This is a genomic window from Ureibacillus sp. FSL K6-3587 (assembly GCF_038593165.1).
GTDB lineage: Bacteria > Bacillota > Bacilli > Bacillales_A > Planococcaceae > Ureibacillus > Ureibacillus suwonensis.
The window spans coordinates 693,890-714,033 of the sequence record NZ_CP151969.1; the positions used below are offsets into that span (position 1 = coordinate 693,890).

Annotated in this window: 17 protein-coding genes; 7 read left to right on the plus strand and 10 right to left on the minus strand. The window is 43.8% G+C overall.

Annotated elements, in window-relative coordinates; all coding sequences use genetic code 11:
* Nucleotides 1–84: 84 nt before the first annotated feature.
* From trpD to trpB (NSS77_RS03405), 6 genes are all read left to right on the plus strand, one after another.
* A complete protein-coding gene (gene trpD, locus NSS77_RS03380; protein ID WP_342470389.1) occupies nucleotides 85–1,119 on the plus strand; it encodes an anthranilate phosphoribosyltransferase in 1,035 nt (344 codons plus the stop codon).
* Nucleotides 1,119–1,916: an indole-3-glycerol phosphate synthase TrpC gene (trpC, locus tag NSS77_RS03385; RefSeq protein WP_342470390.1), complete on the plus strand. Its 798-nt coding sequence runs from the start codon at nucleotides 1,119–1,121 to the stop codon at nucleotides 1,914–1,916. Before trpD ends, trpC begins: the two co-directional genes overlap by 1 nt.
* Nucleotides 1,913–2,545 carry a phosphoribosylanthranilate isomerase gene (locus NSS77_RS03390; protein WP_342470391.1) on the plus strand — a complete coding sequence of 211 codons (633 nt, stop codon included), beginning with the start codon at nucleotides 1,913–1,915 and terminating at the stop codon, nucleotides 2,543–2,545. The genes trpC and NSS77_RS03390 overlap by 4 nt, the downstream gene beginning before the upstream one ends.
* A 1-nt stretch (nucleotide 2,546) precedes the next feature.
* A complete protein-coding gene (trpB, locus tag NSS77_RS03395) occupies nucleotides 2,547–3,737 on the plus strand; it encodes a tryptophan synthase subunit beta (protein ID WP_342470392.1) in 1,191 nt (396 codons plus the stop codon).
* On the plus strand, nucleotides 3,734–4,516 hold the full coding sequence (trpA, locus tag NSS77_RS03400; protein ID WP_342470393.1) for a tryptophan synthase subunit alpha: 783 nt from the start codon (nucleotides 3,734–3,736) through the stop codon (nucleotides 4,514–4,516). The genes trpB (NSS77_RS03395) and trpA overlap by 4 nt, the downstream gene beginning before the upstream one ends.
* A 163-nt stretch (nucleotides 4,517–4,679) precedes the next feature.
* Entirely contained in the window at nucleotides 4,680–5,846 is a 1,167-nt protein-coding gene (trpB, locus tag NSS77_RS03405) for a tryptophan synthase subunit beta (RefSeq protein ID WP_342470394.1), read from the plus strand.
* A 73-nt stretch (nucleotides 5,847–5,919) separates the two neighbouring features.
* Here the strand turns inward: trpB (NSS77_RS03405) and NSS77_RS03410 are convergent, their stop codons facing one another.
* From NSS77_RS03410 to NSS77_RS03455, 10 genes are all read right to left on the minus strand, one after another.
* Nucleotides 5,920–6,873 carry an NAD-dependent epimerase/dehydratase family protein gene (locus NSS77_RS03410; protein ID WP_342470395.1) on the minus strand — a complete coding sequence of 318 codons (954 nt, stop codon included), beginning with the start codon at nucleotides 6,871–6,873 and terminating at the stop codon, nucleotides 5,920–5,922.
* A gap of 122 nt (nucleotides 6,874–6,995) precedes the next feature.
* Nucleotides 6,996–7,382, minus strand: coding sequence for a YolD-like family protein (locus NSS77_RS03415; protein ID WP_342470396.1), 387 nt, complete (start codon nucleotides 7,380–7,382; stop codon nucleotides 6,996–6,998).
* 16 nt (nucleotides 7,383–7,398) lie between these two features.
* Nucleotides 7,399–8,697, minus strand: a complete 1,299-nt coding sequence (locus NSS77_RS03420) for a UV damage repair protein UvrX (RefSeq protein ID WP_342470397.1) — start codon at nucleotides 8,695–8,697, stop codon at nucleotides 7,399–7,401.
* A gap of 180 nt (nucleotides 8,698–8,877) precedes the next feature.
* A complete protein-coding gene (ltrA, locus tag NSS77_RS03425) occupies nucleotides 8,878–10,134 on the minus strand; it encodes a group II intron reverse transcriptase/maturase (RefSeq protein ID WP_342471184.1) in 1,257 nt (418 codons plus the stop codon).
* Between the two features lie 631 nt (nucleotides 10,135–10,765).
* The gene (locus NSS77_RS03430; RefSeq protein WP_342470398.1) at nucleotides 10,766–12,853 is read right to left on the minus strand and encodes a cellulose biosynthesis cyclic di-GMP-binding regulatory protein BcsB; all 2,088 of its coding nucleotides are present in this window, start codon (nucleotides 12,851–12,853) and stop codon (nucleotides 10,766–10,768) included.
* Nucleotides 12,850–14,130 carry a glycosyltransferase gene (locus NSS77_RS03435; protein ID WP_342470399.1) on the minus strand — a complete coding sequence of 427 codons (1,281 nt, stop codon included), beginning with the start codon at nucleotides 14,128–14,130 and terminating at the stop codon, nucleotides 12,850–12,852. The genes NSS77_RS03430 and NSS77_RS03435 overlap by 4 nt, the downstream gene beginning before the upstream one ends.
* Nucleotides 14,130–15,845 carry a DUF2334 domain-containing protein gene (locus tag NSS77_RS03440; protein ID WP_342470400.1) on the minus strand — a complete coding sequence of 572 codons (1,716 nt, stop codon included), beginning with the start codon at nucleotides 15,843–15,845 and terminating at the stop codon, nucleotides 14,130–14,132. Before NSS77_RS03440 ends, NSS77_RS03435 begins: the two co-directional genes overlap by 1 nt.
* Complete coding sequence (locus NSS77_RS03445; RefSeq protein ID WP_342470401.1) at nucleotides 15,835–16,458, minus strand: GGDEF domain-containing protein; 624 nt, start codon at nucleotides 16,456–16,458, stop codon at nucleotides 15,835–15,837. Before NSS77_RS03445 ends, NSS77_RS03440 begins: the two co-directional genes overlap by 11 nt.
* Nucleotides 16,459–16,678: 220 nt before the next feature.
* Nucleotides 16,679–17,764, minus strand: a complete 1,086-nt coding sequence (locus NSS77_RS03450; RefSeq protein ID WP_342470402.1) for a glycosyl hydrolase lipoprotein — start codon at nucleotides 17,762–17,764, stop codon at nucleotides 16,679–16,681.
* A 162-nt stretch (nucleotides 17,765–17,926) separates the two neighbouring features.
* Nucleotides 17,927–18,466 carry a cysteine hydrolase family protein gene (locus NSS77_RS03455; RefSeq protein WP_342470403.1) on the minus strand — a complete coding sequence of 180 codons (540 nt, stop codon included), beginning with the start codon at nucleotides 18,464–18,466 and terminating at the stop codon, nucleotides 17,927–17,929.
* A 167-nt stretch (nucleotides 18,467–18,633) separates the two neighbouring features.
* On the opposite strand from NSS77_RS03455, the gene NSS77_RS03460 reads away from it, so the two are divergent.
* Nucleotides 18,634–20,070, plus strand: coding sequence for a DDE-type integrase/transposase/recombinase (locus NSS77_RS03460; protein WP_340714312.1), 1,437 nt, complete (start codon nucleotides 18,634–18,636; stop codon nucleotides 20,068–20,070).
* The last annotated feature ends 74 nt before the right edge of the window (nucleotides 20,071–20,144 follow it).

Genomic DNA, 20,144 nt, shown 5'->3' on the forward strand with positions numbered 1-20,144 from the left:
GGATTTCACGCCCGTTTGCAGAGGTTTTTTTATTGCGGCTATTCTATCTAAACTTCAAATTTATCAAATTTGGAGGATGATAGAATGAACATTCAAGCTTTTACAAAACGAGTTCAGCAAAAGGAAAATTTGCCCTACGATGAAATGATTCAAGCGGTGGAAATCATCTTTGACGACGAAACGCCAAAAGAAGCCATTGCGGAATTTTTGCTGGCCCTCCGCGAAAAAGGAGAAACAGCCGAAGAAGTTGCCGCCCTTTCCATCGTGATGAGATCCAATGCAATCAAAATTCCTGTTCCGGAAGGGACTTATATAGACAATTGCGGTACCGGCGGCGATGGTCTGCAAACTTTCAACATCAGCACCACTTCCGCTTTTGTGTTGGCAAGCAGCGGCGTGAAAGTGGCAAAACACGGCAACCGTAAAATTTCCAGCTCTTCCGGCAGCGCCGATGTTCTTCAGGCATTGGGCATCCATACAGATTTTACAGTCGAAGAATCCGTCCAATTGTTGAAGCGGGAAGGCATCGTTTTTCTTTACGCCCCTGCCGTTCATCCGAAATTGAAACGCATCGGTGAAGTTCGGCGGGCCATCGGAAAACCGACAATTTTTAACCTGGTCGGTCCATTGACAAATCCCGTGGACTTGGACAGTCAGCTCGTCGGCATTAACCGGCCGGATTTTGTCGAACACTATGCGGAAGTGTTGCGCATTTTAGGACGGAAACGCGCAATTGTTGTATCGGGATCGGAAGGGATGGATGAAGCTTCCCTCGATCATCGGAACCGCTCCGTGCTGCTTCTGAATGGGGAAATTAAACCATTGGCGATCAACATTGAAGAATTGGGATTGCAACCCGCATCCATCACCCATCTCCGTGGCGGTACGCCGGAAGAAAATGCGGAAATTTTAAAAGATTTATTAAGAGGAAAACGCACGCCTTATTATGATGCAGTCGTTTTGAATGCGGCGCTCGGTTTCTTCGCTTATGGCGCCGTTGATTCTCTGAAAGATGGCGTCTGCATGGCCCGCGATGCCATCGAATCCGGACGCGCTTGCGAGAAACTTGAAGCAGTCGTTGAATTCAGCCAAAACATCATAAAGGAGCAAACATTCTGATGACGATTTTAGATACGATTATTGAACATAAAAAATCCATCCTGCCTCAATTGAAAAGAACAACGCCCGACTTGAACGCGCCAATCAAAAAGCGGCCATCGTTGTACGAGACACTCAGAAAATCGGACACTTTGCAAATTATCGCTGAAATGAAGCGCGCCTCCCCTTCCAAAGGCATCATCAATGCGGATGTGGACCCGGTGGAACAGGCGAAGCGCTACGAAAAGGCAGGGGCCGCCTGCATTTCGGTATTGACGGAAGAAAAATATTTCAAAGGTTCTTTTGAGGATTTGGCGGACATTGCAAGAAACGTCCATCTCCCTATCTTAAATAAAGATTTCATCATCGATAAAGTTCAGATCGACTATGCCCTTCATGCCGGTGCATCCGTCATTCTTCTGATTGTAGCCGCTTTGGATGACGAAACGTTGGCCGGATTGCATGAGTACGCAACAAACCTGGGTCTTGAAGTTCTGGTGGAAGTGCACAACGAAGAAGAATTGGAGCGTGCCCTCCGCATTCAACCAAAACTTCTTGGCGTCAACAACAGGGATTTAAAAACATTCCATGTGGATTTGGCCCAAACGGAAAAGCTTGCAGAAACCATCAACCGTTATCCGGACATCGCCTTCATCAGTGAAAGCGGCATTTTTGAAACAGCGGATGCTGAGCGGGTGGCGAACGCCGGTGCGCGGGGAATCCTCGTCGGTGAATCATTGATGAGAAGCGGAAATCCGGAAGACACGTTAAGATCGTTTCAAATCCAACTTCCGGCGTTAGAGGATGTAGAGCGATGACGAAGGTGAAAATTTGCGGGTTGAAAGAAGCGGTGCATGTACTTTGTGCCGTCAATGCGGGAGCTGATTTTGTAGGCTTTGTGTTTGCGCCGAGCAAGCGGCAAATTTCCATTGAAAAAGCCCGGGAACTGGCGAAACTGGTGCCGAACCACGTGAAAAAAGTGGGCGTCTTCGTCAATCCCACTGAGAACGAAGTGAGAGAGGCTTTTGAAAACGTACCGCTCGATTATGTGCAATATCATGGCAATGAAGATCCGGCCTTTATTGAACAATTGGGCTACCCTTCCATCAAAGCCTTTTCCATTCGGGATGAGGAAGATGTGAAGAAAGCCGGCAAGTTTAACGTAGATTACTATTTGTTCGATGCACCCGGAACGGACTACGCAGGCGGAAGCGGAAAAGTATTTGACTGGTCGCTTTTGGATCAACTTTCCATCCCAAGGGAGAAAGTGATTTTGGCAGGAGGGCTTAATGCCTCAAACGTGCAAATAGCCATCGCCACCGTCCGGCCTTCCGCTGTGGATGTATCGAGCGGTGTTGAACAAAATGGCGAAAAAAACGGCGAACTGATCCAATCCTTCATCCAAGCCGTAAAAACTTCACAACAAACCGTAAAAGGAGCTAACTGACATGACGACTACAATCAAAGGCAAATTCGGCCGTTTCGGCGGACAATTTGTTCCGGAAACATTGATGACCGCTTTACAAGAACTGGAAGAAGCCTATGAACATTATAAACACGACGAGTCCTTCCAACAGGAACTCCGCTATTATTTAAAAGACTATGTCGGCCGGGAGACACCCCTCTACTTTGCGGAACGGCTGACGGAACATTGCGGCGGCGCCAAAATTTATTTAAAACGGGAAGATTTAAACCATACCGGCGCACATAAAATCAACAACGCCCTCGGCCAGGCATTGCTCGCCAAAAAAATGGGCAAGACGAAAATCGTGGCGGAAACAGGTGCCGGCCAACACGGTGTGGCAACGGCAACCGCCTGCGCCCTGCTTGGTATGGAATGCGTCGTCTTCATGGGGGCTGAAGATGTGAAACGCCAGGCGCTGAACGTATTCCGAATGGAACTGTTGGGCACAAAAGTGGTTGCGGTTGAAAAAGGATCCAGAACGCTGAAAGATGCGGTGAACGAAGCCTTGCGCTACTGGGTGACAAACGTGGAAACAACCCATTACATCTTAGGTTCCGCCATGGGACCACATCCCTTCCCTACCATCGTTCGCGATTTTCAGAGAGTCATCGGGGATGAAACGAAAAAACAAATTTTAGAAAAGGAAAACCGCCTTCCGGATGCGGTTGTCGCCTGCATCGGCGGCGGCAGCAACTCCATCGGCATGTTCCATCCTTTTGTGGAAGATCAAGAAGTTGCCTTGTACGGTGTGGAAGCTGCAGGAAAAGGGTTTGAAACCGGCAAACACGCAGCCGCCATCAACGGCGGGAAAACGGGCGTACTGCACGGGGCTTATATGTACTTATTGCAGGATGACAACGGATTTGTGCAGGAAGCCTACTCCATCTCAGCGGGCCTTGACTATCCCGGGGTCGGCCCGGAACATTGCTATCTGCATGAAACCGGCCGCGCAAAATACGTGATGGCAACGGATGAAGAAGCCCTTGCGGCAGTGAAACTTCTATGCCGGACAGAAGGAATCCTCCCTGCCCTTGAGAGCGCCCATGCCGTTCACTATGCAACGGAACTGGCTAAAACGATGGATAAAGATCAAATCATCGTCGTTTGTTTATCCGGCCGCGGTGATAAAGATGTGCACACAATCTACGATGCCTTTGGAGGTGACTTGGCATGAGCCGAATTACAGAAGCGATTTTAGAAACAACCCGCCAAGGCCATAAAGCGTTTATTCCCTACATTATGGCCGGTGATGGTGGACTTGAAAAGTTGAAACCCACCATCTTGAAATTGCAGGAACTCGGCGTCACGGCCATTGAAGTGGGCATCCCTTTCACCGATCCGGTCGCGGATGGACCGACGATTGAAGAGGCTGGCATGCGGGCATTGGCGAAAGGCGTGACATTAAGAAAAGTGCTTGAAACCCTTGCCGCTTTTGCAGAGGAAATTACCGTTCCATTGGTGGCGATGACATATTTAAATCCGGTTTTGGCCTACGGAATTGGCGAGTTCGCAAAAGATGCTTATGATGCAGGGATTCGTGGCGTTATCATTCCGGATATGCCCCTGGAGGAAAGCGGCCTTGTCCATCCTTCCTTGAAGGCAGCCGGCATCGATTTAGTGCAGCTTGTTTCATTGACAAGTACGCCGGAGCGGATCGAAAAATTGACCAAAGCGAGCGAAGGATTCATTTATGCGGTGACGGTCAACGGAATCACCGGCGCCCGCTCCACTTTCGAAGGAGATTTGGAGAGCCATTTCAAAAAAATCCAGAGCTATACCGATACCCCGGTGTTGGCGGGTTTCGGCATCTCCACTCCTGAACACGTGAAGCAATTCGGCTCCTTTGCAAGTGGCGTCATCGTGGGAAGCAAGATTGTCGACTGTTTGACCAAAGATGATTGGGATACGATTGAACACTTGGTGAAAGCTTCGAAGACGGTTCCTCTGGCTTAATGATTGGCGGTTTTTATGGCAATATTGACACTTTTTGTGACGATATTGCCATGTTTTGTGGCATTATTGACAGGTTTTGTGGCATTATCGACAGCCTTCTTATATTTTCCCTATTGAATTTCATGACTTATCTGACAATAATATAAAAAAGGAGTTGGAAAACATGAATCAAACTTTAATTCAAAACGGTTACTACGGAAACTATGGCGGCAGCTTCGTTCCAGAAGAAGTGCAAAAAGTGCTGGAGAAAATTGCGGAAGAATTTGCAAAAGTCAAAGACGACCCGGCTTTCAATGAAGAACTCAATTATTACTTGAAAGAATATGCCGGCCGTGAAACCCCTCTTTATTTCGCCAAAAATTTAACAGAAAAATTGGGCGGAGCAAAAATTTACTTAAAACGGGAAGATTTGAACCATACAGGATCCCATAAATTGAACAACGTACTCGGCCAAATTCTGCTTGCCAAACGCATGGGGGCAAAAAGAATCATCGCTGAAACGGGAGCAGGCCAACACGGGGTTGCCACTGCGACGGCGGCTGCGATGTTTGGAATGGAATGCACAATCTACATGGGGGCAAAAGATACGAAACGCCAAGCGTTGAATGTGTTCCGCATGGAGCTTCTCGGCGCAAAAGTGGTTGCTGTCGATAAAGGAAACGGCTTATTGAAAGAAGCGGTGGATGAAGCATTCCTTGATTTAGTGAAAAACCATGATCATACTTTCTATTTGCTAGGTTCAGCAGTTGGCCCTACTCCATATCCTGAAATCGTTGAACATTTCCAATCCGTGATCAGCCGGGAAAGCCGCGCACAACACTTAGAAAAAGAAGGAAAACTTCCGACAGCGGTTGTGGCGGCAGTTGGTGGCGGCAGTAATGCGGCTGGTGCTTTCGCGCATTATATCAACGATGAAAGTGTGCGCTTAATCGGTGTGGAACCTGCAGGCGCCGCAACGCTTACCAAAGGGACTCCAGGCGTCCTTCACGGTTTCAAAAGCTACGTCCTTCAAGATGAAGAAGGCAACTTGCTCGAAACAGACTGCATCGCTGCCGGCTTGGACTACCCGGGTGTGGGACCGCTGCATGCTTACTTGCATGAAACAGGCCGCGGAGAATATGTCACTGTCACAAACGAAGAAGTGCTGGATGCATTCCAAGTGTTATCAAGAACAGAAGGCATTATTCCCGCCCTTGAAAGTTCCCACGCAGTCGCGCATGCATTGAAGCTTGCACCAACTTTATCACCTGAAGATACCATTATCGTCAATATCTCCGGCCGCGGCGACAAAGACGTGCAACAAGTATTTGAATTGCTCAAAAATAAATAAGATGAGAAAAGGGGACGTTCCTGCTGTGAACCTCCCCTTTTTTTATTGCGCTCTTTTTTATGATCATCGTCCTTTAAAGCGGTGTTTTGCTCGTAATGCCTCCGCCGATTTTATCGAGCATGTCAATCGTCATCGCTTCTAAATCATACCTCGCTTTGAATCCCCAATCCGCGATGGCCCGGGATGAATCGATGGAATTGGGCCAGCTTTCTGCAATGCTTTGCCGAACGGGATCGACATCGTATTTGATTTCAAAGTGCGGGATATGTTTTTTGATTTCCGCCGCAATTTCCGACGGGTCGAAACTCATGGCGGAAACATTGTAGGCATTGCGCGCGGTCAATTTGGCGGGGTCAGCTTCCATTAAATCAACGATGGCGTTCAATGCATCCGGCATATACATCATATCCATATAAGTCCCTTCTGCAATATAAGAAGTGTAACTTCCTTCATTCACCGCTTTATGATAAATTTCCACCGCATAATCCGTCGTTCCCCCACCAGGCGGCGTCCCCGGTGAAATCAATCCTGGGAAACGAAGCCCCCTCACATCCACGCCATAGCGCAAATGGTAATAATCGCATAACAATTCTCCCGCCACTTTGTTCACGCCATACATCGTCGTAGGCCGTTGCAATGTTTCTTGCGGTGTATTGATTTTCGGCGTTGTGGGCCCGAAGACGGCAATGGAACTCGGATTAAAGAGCTGCATATTTAATTCTTTTGATACTTCCAATGCATTCAACAAACCGCCCATGTTCAATTCCCATGCAAGAATGGGTTTGATTTCAGCCGTTGCGGAAAGCAATGCGGCCAAATGAATCATCGTATCCGCATTAAATTTTTTCGCCACTTCGTACATTTTTAATGCATCGAGCACATCCAGCACTTCAAAGGGACCGTCATGGTTTTTGTCCTCCCGGATATCCGTCGCCAGCACATTATCTTTTCCGTATTCAAACCGGAGCTTTCTCACCAGTTCCGAACCAATCTGTCCAAGCGCGCCTGTGACAAGTATTCTCTTCATCTCGCCCCTCCTCTTGTGAATTCAAGACCACTGCGCGAACAATATAGATTATGTTGTAACCTATTTATATGCCAGTGCTTTCCGGCGGGCTATTCATTCGACCAGAGGGGGATTTTTATTTTTTATTCCATGATGGTAATGCCGTAGATGGATTCAAAGGAGAAGGAGCGGCCATCTTCCAATGTGCAGATGCGCCGTTTGTCATCAAGTTTGGCTATCTTCCCTGCCACTTTGGAGGTGCGATGGTTTTGCCAAATGTTCAATTCCACTTCATAGTGATTGGTGCAGGCAATGAGGAGCTGTTCATTCAAATCTTGCAATGCCCATTCATCAAGAACCGGCTTTTCTTCGCACCGGTCTTTTTCCCTCCATTCCCGGAGCATTTTCACATGTTCCGGAAGCATCATCGCATTCCATTTGATATTTCCGCGGTCTCGGATCATTTTCTTCACCTCTTTGATTTCGCAGAACTTTGGAGGTGGCTGGATGAAGTTTTCGTTTTCCGGCAAGGAGTTTCCCTCTCCCTTATTTCTTATGTCCACCCAAGAGTTGCGCCCGCTCAAGAGCCGTTCCCGCTTCCGTATAAGAAACTGCGCGAAGCACGGCGGTTGGCCCCCATTTGGAGCGCAAAGCATCCATCGCTGCACCGAGTTTTCTCCTTCTCCATTTTTGCTGATCGAAAAAACTCAATTGCATCGAGCGTTCCGTTTCCAGTTTGGAGAGGCTGATGGAAAGTTTCCGTACCGGCCGTTCCGCATAAAATTCATCAAGCAACCCTTTGCACACTTCATAAATTTTCATCGTATCATTCGTCGGTTCATCAATCGTCCGGGAGTGATGAAACCCTCCCCCAAAGGCATCTTTGCTGTAGCTTACACCGAGGGAAATCGTTCTTCCCGCCTGATAAGCTTCCCTTGCCCGGCGCGCCACATCTTCGCACATTTCCAAAATGACGGCAAGGATTTCGCTGCGGGTCCGATAATCCCGCATGAGCACCTGCCCTTTTCCGAAGCTGATTTGCCCTTCCGCAAGAGGGGCGCCAAGGGGAGATAAATCAATTCCCCACGCGTGGTAGTACAATTGATTTCCTAAAATGCCGAAGCGTTTTTCCAGCAGTTGCAAATCGGTTCGGGCCAAGTCCCCCACTTTGAAAATGCCCATATTGTTCAGCGTGCGTTCCATGCGTCGCCCAATCCCCCACATGTCGGAAAGGGGCGCAACAGGCCACAACTTTTTCGGAACATCTTCATAAGTCCAGTGGGCAAAGTCGGTTTTCTTCGCTTCCAAATCAAGAGCCAACTTTGCCATGAGCATATTCGGCCCCATCCCCACCGCGCTTGGAATTTGGAATTGGCTATAGATCCTTTCTTGAATATATTTCGCTGTTCTTTCAGGAGGACCCCAAAGTTTTTCGGTGCCCGTCAAGTCGACAAAGCTTTCATCAATGCTGTAGACGTGAATCGCTTCTTTCGGTACGAATTGATTGATTAAATTGGTAATCTCCATAGACATTTGCACGAAAAATTCCATTTTTGGTTCAAACAGCCGAATGTCCGGATGTTTTGGGATTTCATAAAGGCGGGAGCCCGTTTTGATGCCAAATCGTTTCTTCATCGGCGGTGATGCAGCAAGCACGATGCTTCCCTTTTGCTCAAAGTTTCCTACAACCGCAATGGGCACTTCCATTGGATTCAGATTGTGAAGCATCGCCATGCAGCTGGCATAAAAGCAGCGCATATCAATGCAAATGATCGAGCGTTCCGGAAGAAGCCGATGCAATTCTTCGGGGCTGAAGTTCGTGTAGTTCAGTTCGCTTATGCGCATGCCAACCACCTCCGCACTTTTATTATATGAACAGAACAAATGTTCTATAACTTATTTTAGAATGAGACCATTGAGACGGCAAGTGGGATTATTTGGATAAATCGAGTAGGAGGGAGCGATTAACTCCCGTCCTCTCACACCACCGTACGTACGGTTCCGTATACGGCGGTTCAATTAAGATCATTGACGCAAGTTTTCATAACGAGCTTCAAGACTTTTCAGCCCTTGGTTTCTCCAATAGGAGTTACCAAGGGTTCTGTGTAATATTGGACTTTTTGAAATACGCCAATAACTCTTCCGAGTATTTCCCCATTCATACGCTTGCCATTGTGGTACGCCAAGTTGAATAAGGTTGCGCATCTTTGTTTTCGGTTTCTTCCAGTTCTTCCATAGACACATTCGAAGTCTTCTACGAATCCATTTATCTAATTCAAGGAATGTAGATTTGGTGTCTGCTAACGCAAAATATCCACACCATCCCATTAGATATTGATTCAGTTTCTGAATGCGGTATTCCATCGGGTAGGGCATCTTGCGTGATGTGATTTCACGAACTTTATTCTTCATTCGTTTAAGGCTTTCTTTTGCGATACGAACCTTTGGCTCTTTATGATAGGTAAAGCTAAATCCTAGAAACTTACGTTTCCATGGACGGTCGACCGCTGATTTCTTTTCATTTACTTTCAGTCGTAGTTTTCCTTCAATGAATCGTTGAATGCTTGCCATTGTGCGAAGTCCTGCTCGTTTACTTTTCACGTAAATGTTACAGTCATCCGCATATCGAACGAATTTGTGTCCTCTTCTTTCCAATTCTTTATCTAGTTCATCTAGTACAATATTAGACAGTAGCGGACTTAATGGTCCTCCTTGTGGAGTTCCTTCTAATGTGCTTGACACCACACCATTTATCATGACTCCCGATTGTAAATACTTACGAATCAATTTCAGTAATGGTTTATCTTGGATTCTCTTCGCGAGTGTACCCATTAATCTGTCATGGTTGACCTTATCAAAGAATTTCTCCAAGTCCATATCTACAACCCATCGATATCCATCTCTTATATATTCTTTCGCTTTCCTCACCGCATCATGAGCACTTCGGTTTGGTCGAAATCCGTAGCTGTTTTCAGAGAATGTAGGGTCATACACTTTTGAAAGTACTTGGGCGATTGCTTGTTGAATCAAACGGTCTGTTACGGTAGGGATTCCTAGTAAACGAGCACCGCCATCAGGTTTCGGGATTTCGACTCTGCGGACTGGCATCGGTTCATAAGTTCCCTTGAGAATTGCTTCTTTAATCGATAGCCAGTTTTCAACTATGTGCTGTCGTAGGTTTTGTACGGGCATCATATCTACTCCGTGGCTTCCTTTATTCTGTTCTACACGTTTTAGTGCTTGAAGCATGTTCTCCCGTGACAGGATTTGATTCAAAAGCATCGTTATTCTCCTTCCGTGAATAGCTGTTCTCTTTATGCCAGTGGTCACTCCACCCTCCAAGAGGTCCCCCACGGGATTCACCGCTTCCTTCCTCAAGTGAGGTACTACGTTTTCTGTGTTCATCATGACTCACTGAATGCCAAGGGCTATTCTCTCTTAATTGTTCAGTCCTTCTTAGTTGTTCTAGACCAACTAATACTATGACCTCTGCTGACTTCTGACGGTTCAGCTACTGATCACTAAGTAGGTTATGAAGCGTACTTCACCTATCCGCCAGACCTCCCCGGGTAAGAATGTAATCTTTCCTTCCATCTGTCTGCTTCATTTACTCTGTATCACCTTTGGCAGAAAGGACTTTGTTTTGTTGTGCAAACTCATCCAATGATACCTAGCCTTGTATGAAGTTCGTGTTCCTCAGACCGGAAGTTTGCCGCTCGCTTCCTTCAGATTCCGCGTCACCACAGACACCCTTGCGTTAAGCTAACCGTTACTTCTGCCTTCACGGCTCGGGACTTGCACCCTATAGATTACATCCATGCCAGGCGCACACAAAAAGCCGAGGTGATGAAGTCAACCTCGGCTTTCTGCCAATATTTATATTTTTGCAATCCGTTCCCAACAAAGGCGGGCGTTATGAATATTTCCGTTTTTTCAAATAAAACAGGATGAGGATTACTAAAATGACGGTTAATGCAATGAAGCTGGAAATCCAAATGATCCGTTCATTTGATTGCGCCGGCTCCTCCGTTTGTTGGCCGGCCTCATTTTTTAATAATTGTGCATTTGTAAAATAAGAACCCGGTCCTGTTTGCACAGCGATGGAAGCGGCGTTATTGGAGCCGGATAAAAATTGCAGAAAATCCAAACTGAAATAATGATCGGTATCTTTGAGATGATCGAATACTGCCATATAATGATCGTCATTCCATGGATTTTTTTGCATGAAGCTGTAATACTCCACGCTTTCCTCAATAAAACCGGCCCGGCTTAATTGCGGTTTTAAATTTTCATAATTGACGATCAGCCGGTCAACCACTTTTTTTAATACGTCATGTTGACTGACAGAACCAATAAAGATCACGTTCCCCTGATTCAACAAGTCCTCTGTCACTTCTGAAGAAGAAAGCAGCCGGATGGAAGGCAGCTTGCCATTCAACGTTAAAACGCTGAACAAATTTTGCAAATCTTTGTTGGGAATTTCCTCGTCCGGCAGCACAATCAATAAGTCCTTGTTTTTATCCGAAAAAGGAACTGGGAAACTGTTAAAGAACAGTTCCGCATCCATATCCTGATTTGAGGATTTCATTGGAAAATGGAATGCACTGTCGGCAAACAAATAAATCCAGCGGTTCTGATCCGTTGCGGCGCATGGATTTTCCACACGTAAACCTGTCGCTTCAAACTGAATGGAAATTAATCGGTTATCGTTTAATATGTTTTTATCAAAAGGCAAACGGACTGTGATATTCCCCTCCTTGTCTTCCTTCAAAGAGTTGATATCAATGGAATGAGGGATGTCGTTAATGTAGACTATCAACTCCACTTGCGTGTCTGATATCGATAATTCTTCAGCGGATTTGGCGTTTTTAATCGATTGCGTTTTCTTTAATTTCAATTCCAAAGATGGCTGGCTTACAGATTTCTTATCTACAGGCAAATAATAAAAGTATGTTTGCGATTTTGAATCATTACTGTCCAATAATAGGTCATCCAGTCCAAAGCTGCTTAACGTAATTTCATCATTTTCTTCAATCATCTCCGGCAACTGTTCAATTTCAATCGATTCCCCTGATAACTGCTCAATATAGTAATCATTTGTAAGGATCGAAATTTTGTTTAAAATCTCTTCAGGCTGTTTGGCTAAAATCAATAAGGCCGTAATCGCATGATTGTTTTGGGTCAAAGGAAGCTGGGAAATGTAGAGTGAATGTTCCACCGGCTCCTTGCCATTTGCTTGCAGCAATTCTCTCATCCATCCGGCTTGGAACTCCTCTACGCCTCCCACAACCACCATATTGCCGGTGATTTTTTCCACCTCATCTTCGTTTACTATGGAAATATGATCCTGAGAGGATAACCCGGATAAATAGTTGGCCACCATTAATGCACTTTGCAATGTTTCCGTAGACGGTTTCGTCGGAATAATAACCGATACTTCCTGACTTTCAGAGCCCAAATACCGTTCAGGATAGTCTTTTAAACTGAGACCATGCTGATTATTATACGGATATAAGTTGATAAAAGAAGATGGAAGAATCTTCACCCAATTCCCGGTTGTATTTTGAGGCAAACAGACCCCGGCGGCAATATTGCCGGAAAAAACAACGGTGATTGTATGCGTCCCTTCTTCTAATGCGGCATGGTTCAAATTTACTTTTATTGTTTGTGAAGTGGTCCCTGCAAGAGATACCGACTGGACCGGTTCGCCATCAATTTTGATGGTCAGTGTGGATGGCTCAATCAATAACTCTGAATTCGAAACTTCAAATTGAACATAATAATCTCGCTCTTCCAATTTTGAATAAATATTGTAGTAGAAATTGGTTTCGGCAGTGGGACCAAAAAGCTCAATAGGCGTATCTGTCAAAACTGCTTTGGTTTCTCCGGATAATTCAATAGGGATCCCCTGAAGTTCTACAGCCTGGGTTTCGTTTATATGAATAGAGAAAAAAATGAAAAAGGACCCGAGAAGAATTATCCAATGTAGAGCTCTATTCAAACCGTCTTTTCCTCCTTTTTATTTACAGAGAACCGTTCCGTTTTATACCAAACAGATTCCTCTTTTCTAATGATCCGTTTCAGTTCCAAAAATAGTGCATTGATTACCAGTACAATCCACATTTGCGAGTAGGTGAAATACATGAGCAGGGTATAGAAGATATTTCCTGTCGTTAACTGATTCTTTTCAATACTCAAGGCAATCATAATTTCCGTCAAAAATAGCAAAGTGGCCATTCCCCAAAGCACGAGGGCGACTGAACCGATTTGCAAATCCAATTCGTGAAATAAATTCACGACGAATATTGCATTGGATAAAATGACGCCAAAGAAAAAAATGAAGTAGGTGAAAAAGAAGTAAAAAAGGTCGAACATCATCTTTCGGCTGTTCAAGCGCAACAGATTTTTTAAAAATTTCAGTACAACATATTGATTTCCCCTCGCCCATCGCGTCCGCTGCCGCCACCATACTTTAAAGGTTTCCGGCTCTTGCTCCCACGTGACAGCGGCAGGGAAAAACCGGATATAGTAACCGAGATTATAGATTCGAATGGTCAATTCCGTATCTTCCGTCAATGCGGAGGTATCCCACCCATTCAGCTGATCCAGGATGCTTCTGCGAATGGCGAAATTGGTTCCGGGAATGGTTGCGATTTTGAACCAAAAATATCTCCCTGCTTGGGCCAACCATTGAAAAGTGATGGTTTCAATATTAATAAACTTTGTAAGCCATGTGCTGGCCGCATTGATGACCCGGAACTTCCCTACAACCGCGGCGGCACCTTCGTCATTGACAAGCCCCATCACCAAATTCCATACCGCTTTTCTCTCCGGCGTGTTGTCCGCATCATAAACAACAATGATTTCTCCCTTTGATTCTTTTAATGCAAAATTCAATGCACTGGATTTTCCTCTTCCCTTATATTCGCCCACCGTTTCAACAACCCGGATGAAGGGGAATTGCGCCGCAAACTCCTCCCCTATTTCTTTCGTTCGGTCGCTGCAATTATCCGCAATCAAAATGACTTCCAATTTGTCTTTTGGATAATATAATCTGGACATCGCCGTCAACGTTTGTTTAATCACCACTTCTTCATTATGCGCAGGTATGAACACATTTACTGTCGGCAAGTCCATTTCGTTCATTTTTTGTTCCCATTTGGGGATCACTTTTTCAAAAGTTTTAAAATGCCTGTACCCGCCCTGGGCCAAAAACATATGGTAAAGCAGCATGATCCAAATAAATGCGAGTGATATATAAAATAAATAATTTGCCATCAGTTTCTCTCCTCAAACAGCTGTTTCCGGTAACGGATTCTTAAAAAGAAGATATACACTATAAAAATGCTCAAAAATATTCCCGTAACGGCTACGATCACCCAAAGCAAAGCTTCTACCGGATTGTCCTTGAAATAATTCGTGATTTTGGTTTGCCACGGGAATTCTTCCTTGACCAAAATGCGCCCATCCCCAGGCATACTTATTTGAACGTAATCCGTTTGAACTGAATGAGGATATTGATCCAATTCAATCCACTGTAGATTTGGCACTTTTTCAAATAAACTTACAAACTCCTCCAAATACTCCATTCCCAAATAGGGGTGATATATTCCGCCAATGACCGCCCCCGGAACTTCCGCCACTTCATCCAATACTTCTTCCACTTCACCAATCGGATCTAAGCTATCCGGATTTACGTACCCGATCGTTTCCGGATATAATGTCATACCGTTTAAAATCGCCGGAGAACTGATAAATAAAGGGGCGGTCATCACTTTCCAGTCCGTATCAGAAACTTGCATTTGTCCAAAAATGGCCGAGAAATATTGGGATGCCACCCGATAACCATTTGAACTCATTGCATAATGTGGTGCCTCAAAAGCCGTGGGTGGAAGCCCCCAATTCGTCAAAGAATGGATGGAATTTTCCAATTTATTTTTCGTATATTGACTTTCAATCTGTTGCAACGAACGCAAATATTTCCCATATTCTTCCAAACTCGAAAATTCATCACGCGACTTGATCTTTGCCACCGATTCGTCAGCAGCTAAAGCTGTAATCGGCTGATTCATGACCGAATCCCAAAACTCAAATCCTTCACCCGTTTCAGTAGAATGATATGTATGGGTATAACCGTGGGAAATGACATAAGCGCCTCGGCTCACCAACTGCTCCAGCACCTTTTTCAAATCCGGGGCATCATCAAGGGTGACTTTTTTTCCCGTTTCAGGATTGATGTATACAGGAATAATGACTAAATACACCGGAATGCCTTTATCCAATAAATAAGCGGCCGTCTCTGAAACCTGCTTCGGATCGGATACCGGGGATATATCCTCCAGTCTTATATAAGCCGGATGAATTTCGGGTTCCTCCAACTGAAAAAGGCTGAATAAACTTTTCGAGAAAATAAATCTCCGTTCCGAATCAAACGTATTAAAATCCACAAACCCTTTCGCCGAATTCTTTAAAATGACGGGAAACCGTTCCTCAAACTTTTGCCCCCATTCGATCACTTCCATCTGTTCTGCAGGTTCAATTTTTAAAATTTCCATTGGGCGCTCCAACTTTTTTTCCCCTATGGAAAAAACGGATTGTTTTCCTGAAATGGTCCAATCAGAAAATTGCGGTAGATGTAAAGCTCCGTCACCGATCCCCAAAACAAATCCTTCATAATCGGAAAAAAGGTTTAATTTCTTTTGGTCATCGATTTCATAGGCCGAATAAAAAACAATGATTTCTGAATTCCTGAGCTTCTCTGCGTTCACATCATCCAAATTGACAAGCTCTACATGTTCAAACAATCCGCTTAATGTGCCATCAAGAAAATGCACATTTTTCATCGACCCTTCATCCGAACCGTAATAAATCAACGTCACTTTTCTTTCATCCAATGAAATGAATCGGCCTTCCGCAAAAGCCGTCAGAGGATTGAAAATGAGTAGCAAAACCATAAACGTGGCACTGTACAACACACGTCTGTCAAAGGTCATAAAAGACCGTCTCCCGTTCTATTTCTTCAATGAAATTTTTGTAATTGATTTCTTTCATTTCACTGTTGTACTCCCCATAACTGACATGGAAATTCAATGTAACAGTTTTACCGTTCTTCAATTGATGGATTTTTAAACAATTCGCCAACTTTTCCGCCACAATATCAACATGCTCTTTCGGCGTTTCAATTAAAAAAAAGGCAAATTTGTTTTCGCTATATCGAAACTTTTTATCAGATAAACGCAAATTATTACTTACCTTTTCTCCTATCGTCTTTAATAAATGCTCCATCTCCTCTTGCCCGTAAGCCTTTAAAAACTCTTTATAATAATCCAATTCAAAAAACAGTACAGTGAATTTCCCTCCGTAGCGGTCGATCCGTTTCATTTCTCTCTGCAATTCAATTTCCATTCTTTGTGCATTATCGAAAAAAGTTTCCGTATCAATCGCCACAAATTGTTCCACCTCTTGCTTTAACAGATCGATTTGATTCACCATTCTCCGGATTTCATGTTGAATATTGCCGCCAAGCATACTTGTAATCAGCAAACCGAAACCATAAATGAGAAAAGTTTGGGGATGCAAAAATCTTTCAATAAAAGCTGAATTCACTATATGCATGCTGTCAAACATATAAAACGAGCCCAAAAAAAAGATAAAAATCAACGTGATGATTAAACTGGCCAGCGTGCCAAAAAACAGGGAACATAAAGTAATCACCAGATAAGTTAAAAATAGCAGCTTACTTGAATTCCCCTTCGGCCATAGATAAATGAGCATTAAATGACTACTGACAATGAGAAAAAAGATTTTCAAAGATATGTATGCTTTTCTAGTAAAAAACCCCTTCATCAATGGCCTCCCTCTCTGCGATTAAAGGTAAAAGGTTGTCAAACGTATGGGTTTCAAGGCTGTCCAAGTTGATATATCCCCCGTAATATTCCGTGGAAGCATCAAGTACTTGCAACTCTTTCATTTTGTAAAACAGCTGTCTTGCCAAATCATCTTCACCGGCTTGCAAACACATTAAAATCGCCAGGGCATAAACGGAAGCCCCTTCATATTCCACAGCCGGCTCCTTCGTTTCACTGGAAAATCTTCCATAAAGAACGCCTCCATACTTTTCCAAAGATTCTTTTGTGAACCGGATCAAAGAAGAAACATCGCCACCCCATAAAGCGCGGTAATAGCCGATGTAATATTGATTAATCAAATTCACTTCTCGCTCAAATTCATATTCATTCCTTGAAGGATAATAGGTGATAGGGAAAAATCCGTTTTTTGATACCGGCGCATTGACGAGAACCTCCCGATTCAACAGGTACTGGGATTCATCGATCAATTCTTCTTCCAGAAAAAAATGGATCGCTTTTGGATTTAAATAACTTAATGTGATAAAATCCGCCTTATGCTTTGTTTTTATATCCGCATGGTCAATAAAATAATCATTTTCCATGTTGTAGCGGACAATATCCTTCCCCATTTGACGCGCCATTTTTCTATATTTCGGAATCCCCCATCGATCCGACGCTTCTTCAAGCGCCTGAATGATTCTCAAATCATCGATCAAGGCATTCGCAGGTGCTTTCCTATTTCCGTCAATTTTCCATGAAATCAACTGACTATCTTCTTTGAAAAGTTTTAATACTTTTGCCTGTTTTTTGAACTCAAGATAATCATCTTTCTTCACCAAATATTCCATCCACAATCCGGTCGTTTCAGCCAAATAGACATTCGATTGTCCTTTCAAATCGGTTTTGATCAGGCCGTTTTCTTCGTAAAGATGCTTTTTGATAAATTGTTCGGCTGCCAATTCTTCCTTCATATCAATAGTTTCTTTATTTTCCATAAACCGGATGCCAAAAAAGGACATTGAAACAATTGATACAAGGATGATGAAGATCATTCCTTTTCTCAACAAACAACCACTCCAATAAATGGGGATGAACATATCACAACCACAACTTAATTACTAGTCAATTTTATTCCTTTATGGTAGATAGATATATATATAATTGTTTCCTAGGGTACCAATATTTATGTAAAAAACCTCCGAAGCATTCAAGCTTCGGAGGTTTGTCTACTCCACCACTTCCGTAAAGAAGCATCTTTTCATATGTTCAATAAACGAATCGCCTTGATCCGTAAATGTCGCAACGCCCCGCTTATGAACGGCCGTTTTGAACCCTTCCGCATCAGCCCCTGCAACCGTCAAAAAGTCGCAAATGTCCGTGCATACGCCGCACACATGAACCTTCACAACACCACGGGAACGCAACTTGTCCGCAAGCCCTGTGTTGAAGAACGCATTGTAATTTTCTTTCGGCTGCATGATGACATTGGGATGGTCTTTATGGGCTTCATACCAGGTATATAGCTCTCCGTACAACTGCTGTCCCTTTGTGCCCACCACATTGTGGGGAGGCCATAATTCAAAATGCGGGTCGTTTTCTTGATGGGCATCCATGGCAAAAACAACAATATGATCCTTCTCCAAAAATTCATTTGCTTTTTCCACAATATATGGAACAATTTCCTGTGCTGGTTTTCCCGCTGTCAAACTGCCGTCATCCGCCACAAAGTCATTGCTCATATCCACGATCAACAACGCCTCTTTCATACCGACACCTTCTTTTCCATATTCGTATTGTCAAAAATTACTTAATAAAACTTACGTTTTTGTTGATATAACTAGTTTTATATAAAAAAAACTTGCCACCCCCTTAAAATTAGGGTATTTATGAGGTAACCACACACTCAAAAATCCCTAATAAAGGAAGTGACAAGTTGTTACCTCAATTATTAACCTATTTGCTTGAATATATCAAGTACCAAGATCAAATGATTCGAACATTACTTACCCTTCTGATTGGAAAAAACATGTTTGATAAGCCAACTGAAAAGCCTGTCAATAAGCCTTATCAAAAACTCCAGGTGGATGAGCTGCCAATCATTGAAACTCTACAAAAGCTCGATTATCAAATTCTTCTCAAAGAATATTTGGAGAAGAACGGGAAACCTCTCAAACCTGTTCAGAGGCGTTCCAATTCAAAAGGTAAAGTACCTTCATCCATGAAATGTCCAAGGTGTGGTGCTCCGTCAGATTATCTTTATGCCAATAACGGAGGTAAAGGACAGTATCAATGCAAGGTGTGTGCGTGTCTGTTTAATAAAAAGAATCAATATGCCAAGGAGGCTATACTAAAATGTCCACACTGTTCGAAAACACTCGAGAAGATCAAGGAAAGAAAAGATTTTCTCGTATTTAAGTGCAAAAACAATGACTGTCCGTATTACAAAAAGAAACTGCAAGGAATGTCTAAAAAAGAGAAAAAGCAGTTCGAAAAGGATTCTCCGTCTTTTAAAGTTCGATACATATTTCGTCAGTTTCAAATTGATTATCAGCCGTTAGCCAAACATTCACCTAAGAAGCCAAAAGTGGATTTGTCCAGGCTTCATGTGTCACCGCACACATTGGGGCTCATTTTAACCTACCATGTAAACTATGGCTTATCGGCTCGGAAAACAGCTGCACTGATGAAGGATGTTCATGGCGTACCCATCTCTCACCAGAGTATATTGAATTACGAAAACAGCGTAGCACTTCTTCTCAAACCTTATGTGGATCATTATCCTTACGAGCTTTCTGATCAATTCTGCGGAGACGAAACATACATTAAGGTGAATGGTCGTTGGCATTATCTTTTTTTCTTTTTTGATGCGGTAAAGAAAATTATTCTGTCCTACCCTGTTTCTCCAAATCGTGATACGGTATCAGCCATTCGTGCGATTGATGAGGCCTTATGGAAGATGAAAGAGATCCCGGAAGACCTCACCTTTGTCGTAGATGGCAATCCGATTTACCTTTTAGCACAACACTTTTTTGCCCAGCACGGTATTACGTTTGATGTGAAGCAGGTCATTGGACTAACCAACGAAGACCAGGTTTCAACGGAATACAGACCGCTAAAACAAATTATTGAAAGACTGAATCGAACATTTAAGGGCAATTACAGATCGACACACGGATTTGGATCCGATCACGGATCCGTTTCTTATGTGACTTTGTTTGTGGCTTATTTTAATTTCTTGCGGCCACATTCAGCCCTGGAAGGCAAAGTGCCTGTAGTTATTCCAGAGCTAAAAGGACTGCCGAATATGCCTGCACGTTGGACAAAACTGATTGGTTTAGCTCAACAATGGCTAGTAGAGCAAACTGCCTAACTTTTTGTTTAGCAGAGCCCTTACCAGCATCGGCGAAGCGAACTCTTGACAAACCGAACCAGTCAATGGTTTAA

Coding starts and splice junctions, on each gene's coding strand:
- NSS77_RS03440 (WP_342470400.1), bottom strand. CDS start 15,845: ATGACCTTTGACAGACGTGTGTTGTACAGTGCCACGTTTATGGTTTTG.
- trpB (WP_342470394.1), top strand. CDS start 4,680: ATGAATCAAACTTTAATTCAAAACGGTTACTACGGAAACTATGGCGGC.
- NSS77_RS03435 (WP_342470399.1), bottom strand. CDS start 14,130: ATGGCAAATTATTTATTTTATATATCACTCGCATTTATTTGGATCATG.
- NSS77_RS03390 (WP_342470391.1), top strand. CDS start 1,913: ATGACGAAGGTGAAAATTTGCGGGTTGAAAGAAGCGGTGCATGTACTT.
- trpC (WP_342470390.1), top strand. CDS start 1,119: ATGACGATTTTAGATACGATTATTGAACATAAAAAATCCATCCTGCCT.
- NSS77_RS03455 (WP_342470403.1), bottom strand. CDS start 18,466: ATGAAAGAGGCGTTGTTGATCGTGGATATGAGCAATGACTTTGTGGCG.
- trpA (WP_342470393.1), top strand. CDS start 3,734: ATGAGCCGAATTACAGAAGCGATTTTAGAAACAACCCGCCAAGGCCAT.
- ltrA (WP_342471184.1), bottom strand. CDS start 10,134: ATGCTTTTGAATCAAATCCTGTCACGGGAGAACATGCTTCAAGCACTA.
- NSS77_RS03410 (WP_342470395.1), bottom strand. CDS start 6,873: ATGAAGAGAATACTTGTCACAGGCGCGCTTGGACAGATTGGTTCGGAA.
- trpD (WP_342470389.1), top strand. CDS start 85: ATGAACATTCAAGCTTTTACAAAACGAGTTCAGCAAAAGGAAAATTTG.
- trpB (WP_342470392.1), top strand. CDS start 2,547: ATGACGACTACAATCAAAGGCAAATTCGGCCGTTTCGGCGGACAATTT.
- NSS77_RS03420 (WP_342470397.1), bottom strand. CDS start 8,697: ATGCGCATAAGCGAACTGAACTACACGAACTTCAGCCCCGAAGAATTG.